This window comes from Rubneribacter sp., from assembly GCF_965361815.1.
Genome location: NZ_CBDTNW010000050.1, coordinates 1 through 6,863, shown reverse-complemented (window position 1 = coordinate 6,863; position 6,863 = coordinate 1). Strand labels below are relative to the sequence as shown.

Here is a 6,863-nt window from a genome sequence, read left to right as displayed (position 1 = left end):
TGGGTCCCGCCCTCGGCGGGCCGCGGATACGAGCCGCCCCACCGGGCCGAGACGTCCGGGCTCAAAACCGCGGCGGCGTTCAGGGCGGCGACGTGCTAACATGGAACCGCCGCGCAACCGCGCCGCGGCCCCCCGGGGATGCCGAGGCCCTCCTCCTCGCCGGAGCGACGGCGCTCTTCCCGATTAACGTAACTCGCACTCCCGGCAAGGCCGCGGGCGACGACGGGCTGCGGGCGACGGACAGCGGCCAAGCCCCCCATCGGACGCCCCGCTGCCGCCTTTTGCGCCTCTCCCGCGCCTCAACTTCCCGCCTCTCCCATCCTCTCCAACACGCCAAACAATTCCGCAGACGAATGAACTCCCATTTTCTGATAAATGTGCCGCGTGTGGCTCTTTACCGTATTGGGACTCACGCCAAGAACCTCGGCAATGGAAAGATAGTCTCGATGCCTCGCCAAAAGCCGGAGGGCATCCTTCTCGCGCCCAGTGAGACCGAACTCCTCAGCCGCACGCTCGCACGCATCGTCAATCGCCGCTGAAAGCCGAGGTCGAAAAATCCTTTCGCTCGCAGCCTCCTCGAGCGACTCACCCCCGGCGACCGCGTTGCCGAAGACGCCTCCGTCCCCTCTGCGGTCAAATACCTTTCTGCCCTTTCCGGCTTTGTCCGCGAACACGATGGCGGTCCCTGCGACGAACACAAGGTAGGCCAGCGCAACGAGCGCGAAAGCGGAGACATCGCCCGGCGAAGGCCGAACAAACTCGCAAGCGAGCGTCCCCAAAGACAGCCCCAGCGAGTTCGAGAAGAACACGGAAACGACCACTGGCGCGAAACGCGACGGATCCTGCACCACGCACTCCACAGCCACCCGGTAAAACATAGTGACATAGAGGAAAAACCCTCCGAACGTGAACGCCAAAGCAAGCGCATGCTCATCGGGCAAGCCGATGCTCGCCGCTATGGCGGCTGTCACGTAGGCCGCTGAGAACGCTGGTGCGGGATCGCGCTTGCCGCCCAGCGCGCATGCACATGCGGCGAACAAGGCCACCAGAAGGAGCAGGAGGGTGAGCGACACCGTTGGCGATCCGGAGAAAGGATTCGACTCCCCCATCCTTCGCACCAGCTCATTGCGAATGAAATTTATTGAAAAGCTTATAACAAAGAACGCGAGCAGATACACGGGAGGAACGCGAACGAACTCCCGCACCGAACCTGCATCTCGAAGGACGCCAAGAAACGAGTCACCCGCCCCCTGCGCCAAGGAACGCCGCGTGGCGGCAGAAGGCTTCGCTGCGCCTGCGGCGAGCAGCGGGAGCACCGCGACAACCGCCAAGTTCGCCGGCATCGGCGCATTGTCGACCAGCAGATACATGAGCAAGTGGCACACCATCGCCCCCATGACAACCACCTTGCGGGAAAACGCCGAGGGCAGCCCGGCCGCCAATGCGACCAGATGCAGGTCCATGAGCATGATGCCAACCGCGTAGCAGCATCCCCCCACGACGTCGATCCCCGGGAACCCGCCCCATCCTTCGGGAGGGGCCCATACGGCCGGCACCGTCGTCATGAGGGTGCCGGCCTCCAGGAGCACAGCCGTGACAGCGCGGCAACCCGCAGATCCCGCCCATCTTCCCACCTTCTGCCAGCCTGCGACGAGAAGCGCCCAGGCTATCAGCGTCCCATAGTTGGAGATCGCCCAGAAAAGAGCCAACTCCCCCCGCGCGCTCCGGATGGAGGGCGCGTACACAAGTGCAGCCTCCCAGCACCAGAAAAGCGCGAACGCCAGGAAAGTCCGGGCGAAGTGCCCGCCAAGCACGATCCTCGGCTGCGCCGTTTTGCGATTCGACATACTGTCCCCCTCCCCTCGTCTCACCCACCGTGGGTGAAAGCTGGAAAAAATGCTCCTTGTCGGATGTTTCCGCCGGTCAGACGTTCATCCATCATGAAGACGGCCGTAGCGTAAAGGCGAATCGGAAAAACGTCAACCAGTTTGTTCGACGTCTTTGGCTGCAGCTGCGGAAGCGGGGCGAACCGCTTCCGAGAGGACCGAAAGCGAGACAAGGAGGAGGCATGGACAAGAGGATAAGCCGTCGGGCGTTCGTGGCGGGAGCGGGGATGGCTTCGGCCGCCCTGCTCGCAGGATGCGCGTCGGGAGCGACGGGCGCGGACAGCAAAACGCAGGATGGCGCATGGGACAAGGAGACAGACGTGCTCGTCGTCGGAGCCGGCGGAGCAGGACTCACCGCTGCCGTGGCCGCGCAGGATACCGGAGCGAGCGTGACCATCATCGAGAAGGCGACGGTCCCCTGCGAAACAGGTTACGGAGCCACCCGCTCTTCTGGCGGAAACGGGTGCATGGTCAAAGACGTGGACGGGGCGCTCGAGTACATCAAGGCCCAGAGCCTCGGCTTCGCCGACGAGGAGGTGGCGCGAGCCTGGGCTGAAGCGGGGACGACGCTGACGGGCTTCCTGGACGACCACGGCGTCAACTACCTGGTGCGCGACGATCAACCGGGAGCCGACTTCCCCAACTTCCCTGGTGCCGACTCCCTTTGCGCCATCCAGATATCCGACCCGGACAATCCCGCTGCGGTGAGAGGAGGCGGCTACTACCTGCGAACCATGATACCGCTGTTCATCGACGGCGGCGGAGAGCTTCTGACGGACACGAGGGCAACCGATCTCGTCCAAGACGAGTCAGGGGCGATCATCGGCGTGAAAGCCCTCCAAGGAGGCGCCGAAACGACCATTCGCGCAAAGAAAGCGGTTATCCTGGCTTGCGGAGGATTCGAGGGCAACGAGCGCATGATGTTCGACTACATGCGCACCTTCCCCCTCGCTGGAATGTCGTGGCCGCTCAACACTGGAGACGGGCTCGTCATGTGCCAGAAGGTCGGCGCAGACCTGTGGCATATGAACAACTGCTGTGCCCAAGGGTACGGGTTCCGCTACCCCGGGTTTTTTCAGTTGCGCACCGGCCTGAATGGCGCCGGCTTCCCGGAGAAGAGCTATATCTTCGTCAACAAGCGCGGACAGCGTTTCGAATGCGAGAACCCCAACAAGGCGGGCGGCCCGTACGGGCACCGAAGCTACCTCGACTACAACCGTTTCGACACCTCGAACGAACAGGTTGACGGAGGATTCGACAACAACCCCTTCTACGCGATCATGGACAGCAAGGTAATAGCGGCCGGCCCCCTTTTCACGCCATCTCCGAACAGCGGCATCCGAGCCGTCGATCCTGCCGACGGAGGGCTGGCCGAGGAATGGAGCGACGACAACGCCGCAGAGATAGCGGCCGGATACCTGCTGGAAGCCGATACGTTTGAGGAGTTGGCCGAGAAGATCAACGCTTACAGTGCGGACGAAGGCTACGTGATGGAGGGAAGCGCACTCGCCGCAACCGTATCCCGCTACAATGGGTTTTGCGCCTCCGGGGAGGACGCCGACTTCGGGCGCCCCGCGCAATCGGGAGACGCCGCAAACCTCGTCCCCCTCGACACACCGCCGTTCTACGCGCTGCGCTTGCAGCCGTCGGTTTACAACACGGTGGGAGGCCCGCGGAAAAACGGGCGGGCCCAGGTGCTCCACGCGTCGGGAGCAATCATCCCGCGTCTGTACGCGGTGGGGGCGTTCAGCGAAGCGACCGACCAGTCTTACACCATGTACGGGCAAAATTGGGCCGAGATCCTCAACTTCGGCCGCATCGCCGGGCAGAGCGCAGCCGGAGAAGAGCCTCTTGCGTAAGCGCTCGGCAGAACCGATCCGCCGCCGGCAGAACGCCCTTCCCGGAGGGCTTGCCGGCGGCCCCCGAACAAGAGAAAGGAACCGCAATGGACCAGCGTCCCGGAATCCTTGCGGCAGCGTTCGCCCTTGCCGCAGCCGCCGCCCTCCTGACTGGATGCCAGGCGCCGCAACCAACTGGCGAAGACGAAGCGGATGGCGCCCAACCGGCTGCCGCATGGTCGCCTGAAGCCGATTGCGGCTCCTGCCACGTCAAGGAAGGATCCTCCTTCCAAAGCACGGCAACCGCCTTGGCACACGCCGCCTCTTCCTGCCTGGATTGCCATACGAACGCAACCGCATTGGAATCGGCGCATGCAGAGGCGACGGAAGGCGCTGAAACGCCAAGCAAGCTATCGAGCAACGCCCGCATCTCGCCGGACACGTGCCTGGGCTGCCATGATCAAACCGAAACGCAGGAGGATCTGGCCAGAAGCGCTGTCCTCGTCGATGAGGAGGGAACGGAGGTCAACCCCCACGACCTGCCCGAAGGGCACCTGGGGGAGAAAATCAGCTGCACCGACTGCCACCTCGTCCACGAGGATGCCGACACCGATCAAACCGCGCAAGCCGCCTGCACGACATGCCATCACGAGAACGTCTATCAGTGCGGAACCTGCCACGAACAGTGACGAAACTGTGCAAACTACCTGATCATCCGCGCATCACCCGTATCGTCGATGCGAAATCGTCCATATGGGCGATCCCTCCCGCACCCGCCCTCCCTACCATGGCAGGCGCAAACGGCCCACGCGGCCGGAAAAGCCTACTGAAGGAGGAGGAAGCATGAAGAAGGCATCGTTGACGAGAAGGTCGTTTTTCGGACTGAGCGCGACGGCTGCGGCCGGGTCGCTGGCCGCAGCCGGCCTCGGAGGCTGCGCGCCAACCGCCAACACCGACGCCCGTAAAGACGGCGCCGACGGGGACGCCCCCGCGAAAGAGCAGGCCGGCTATAAGCTCAATCCGCAAGACGAGTCCTACACCACGTTCACCACCGACTACTCCCACCTGTTCAGCCCTTTGCAGGTGGGGTCGCACACCTTGAAGAACCGCATCGTGAAGTCGGGCGCCACCTCGCGCACGGTGTCCCAAGGCGCCGGATTCTCCGACGACGTCAAGAACTTTTACGGCGCCATGGCCGAAGGCGGCGTGGGCCTGATCTGGATGGACCAGTTCGTCGACTTCACCGGCAAGGCCGCCAACGGCAACACGCCCATCGCCACCGACGAGGACGCGGCGCTGTGCAAGCAGTTCACCGACTACGTCCATGAGCAGGGCGCGCTCATCGGCATGCAGGTGTGGGGGCTGTGGTCGCAATGCTCTTGCGACGGAGCCATCACAGCGCCCTTCGAGAACTACGTCGCCACCCGCAAGATGCTCTCCGTCGACGAGATCCACGCCTTCCAGGCCGACCTCGTGCATCGCTGCCAGATGATGCAGAAGGCGGGCTTCGACGGCGTCACCATCAACGCCGGATGCGACCACACCTTCTCCACGTTCCTCTCACGCTTTTGGAACACGCAGCGCGACGACGAGTACGGCCCGCAAAGCTACGAGAACCGCGCGCGCATCCTCACCGAGCTGATCGGGCAGATCAGACAGGCATGCGGACCCGACTTCATCATCGAGGTGCTCTACAACGGCGTGGAGGACAACGTGGAGTACCTGGGCAAGAACGACGGCTGCATGACCGTCGAGGAGGCCAAGGAGTTCGCGCGGCTGTTCGAGGCGGCCGGCGCCGACATGCTCCAGGTGCGCTACGGCGCCTACGGCTACCACGCCGCCTCGTTCTTCACCGACGTGCTGCACGCCGTGGAGAGCGGCAACACCGGCTACGGGACGCGCGTCGACTTCGACCGGCACTTCGAGGGCAAGGTCAACGGTCAGTACGACGGAGCGTGCGCGCTGCTGGAGGTGGCCGCCGAGATCAAGCAGGCGGTGGGCATTCCCGTGGGCACCGTCGGCGTCATGGACCCGCGCCTGGCCCCCGACCTGATAGACAACGCGCTCGCCGACGGAAAGATCGACTACGTGGCCATGACCCGTCCGCTCATGTGCGACCCCGAGCTGCCCAACAAGCTGCAGGAGGGACGCCGCGACGAGGTGGCTCCCTGCAACCACTGCCTCACCTGCTTGCAGGCGGTGCTCCCCCACCCGGTGACGGTGGGATGCCGCTGCAACGCGACGTTCGGCCGCGTGAAGGACGGCGGCATCGAGACGAGCGCGAAGCCCGAGCCGACCGCGTCGCCCCGCAACGTCATGGTGGTGGGCGGCGGTCCTGCCGGCATGGAGGCCGCGCGCATCGCCGCCGAGCGCGGGCACGAGGTGACGCTCTACGAGGAGGACGGTTCCTTAAGCGGGCTTATGACCTTCGCCTCCACGGTGAAGGGACCGCATGAGAAGATCGCGGATTTCTGCGCGTACCTCGAGCGCCAGCAGGAGGTGAAGGGCGTCTCGGTAGTGACCGGCACCAAGGTGGACGCCGACCTGGTGGTCGAGAAAGCGCCCGACGTCGTGCTGGTGGCCACCGGCGGCGTGCGCCCCGCCCTCGACATCCCCGGCGCCGAGGGATCGCCTTTGGTGAAGACCATCGAGGAGGCGGCCGCAGGAGGCGACCTCGGCGATAGCGTGGTGGTGGTCGGCGACAACCACCACGCTATCGACCTGGCCATATCGCTCATCAAGCAGGGCAAGGCCGTGACCATCCTGTCCGACCGCGCACAAGAGTTCTTCGACGTCGAGCATCCCTCGTGGGTGCGCTACAGCATGAAGGCGTGGATGGAGAGCAAGGGCCTGCGCGTGTTCTACGAGGCCTCCCCTCTCGCCATCGAGGAGGACGGCGTGCGCATCGACACCAACTTCGGCACCACCGTCACCGTGCCGTGCGACGCCGTGGTGAACTGCCAGGCCATGGAACCCAACACCGAGCTGTTCGACGCCATCCCCTCCGGGATCGAGAAGCACCTCATCGGCGACGCCGCCGTGTTCTCCACCATCGCCGAAGCCGTAAGCTCCGGCAACCAGGCGGCGCGCGCCATCTAGCATCCAGCGCCCAGCCGGCCACGAGCCGCGCCGATCGCTT

At 64.6% G+C, this 6,863-nt stretch carries 4 protein-coding genes; 3 read left to right on the top strand and 1 reads right to left on the bottom strand.

The features are described from left to right. Nucleotides 1-299: 299 nt before the first annotated feature. The gene (locus tag ACWKY3_RS03050) at nt 300-1,847 is read right to left on the bottom strand and encodes a response regulator transcription factor (RefSeq protein WP_449314946.1); all 1,548 of its coding nucleotides are present in this window, start codon (nt 1,845-1,847) and stop codon (nt 300-302) included. A 221-nt stretch (nt 1,848-2,068) separates the two neighbouring features. On the opposite strand from ACWKY3_RS03050, the gene ACWKY3_RS03045 reads away from it, so the two are divergent. The 3 genes from ACWKY3_RS03045 (at nt 2,069) to ACWKY3_RS03035 (ending at nt 6,823) form a co-directional block, all read left to right on the top strand. Next, nucleotides 2,069-3,745 (top strand): FAD-dependent oxidoreductase, encoded by a 1,677-nt coding sequence (locus ACWKY3_RS03045; protein ID WP_449314945.1) that lies wholly within the window; start codon nt 2,069-2,071, stop codon nt 3,743-3,745. 86 nt (nt 3,746-3,831) lie between these two features. Next, complete coding sequence (locus ACWKY3_RS03040; RefSeq protein WP_449314944.1) at nt 3,832-4,413, top strand: cytochrome c3 family protein; 582 nt, start codon at nt 3,832-3,834, stop codon at nt 4,411-4,413. Nucleotides 4,414-4,567: 154 nt separating this feature from the next. Then, the gene (locus ACWKY3_RS03035) at nt 4,568-6,823 is read left to right on the top strand and encodes an oxidoreductase (RefSeq protein WP_449314943.1); all 2,256 of its coding nucleotides are present in this window, start codon (nt 4,568-4,570) and stop codon (nt 6,821-6,823) included. The last annotated feature ends 40 nt before the right edge of the window (nt 6,824-6,863 follow it).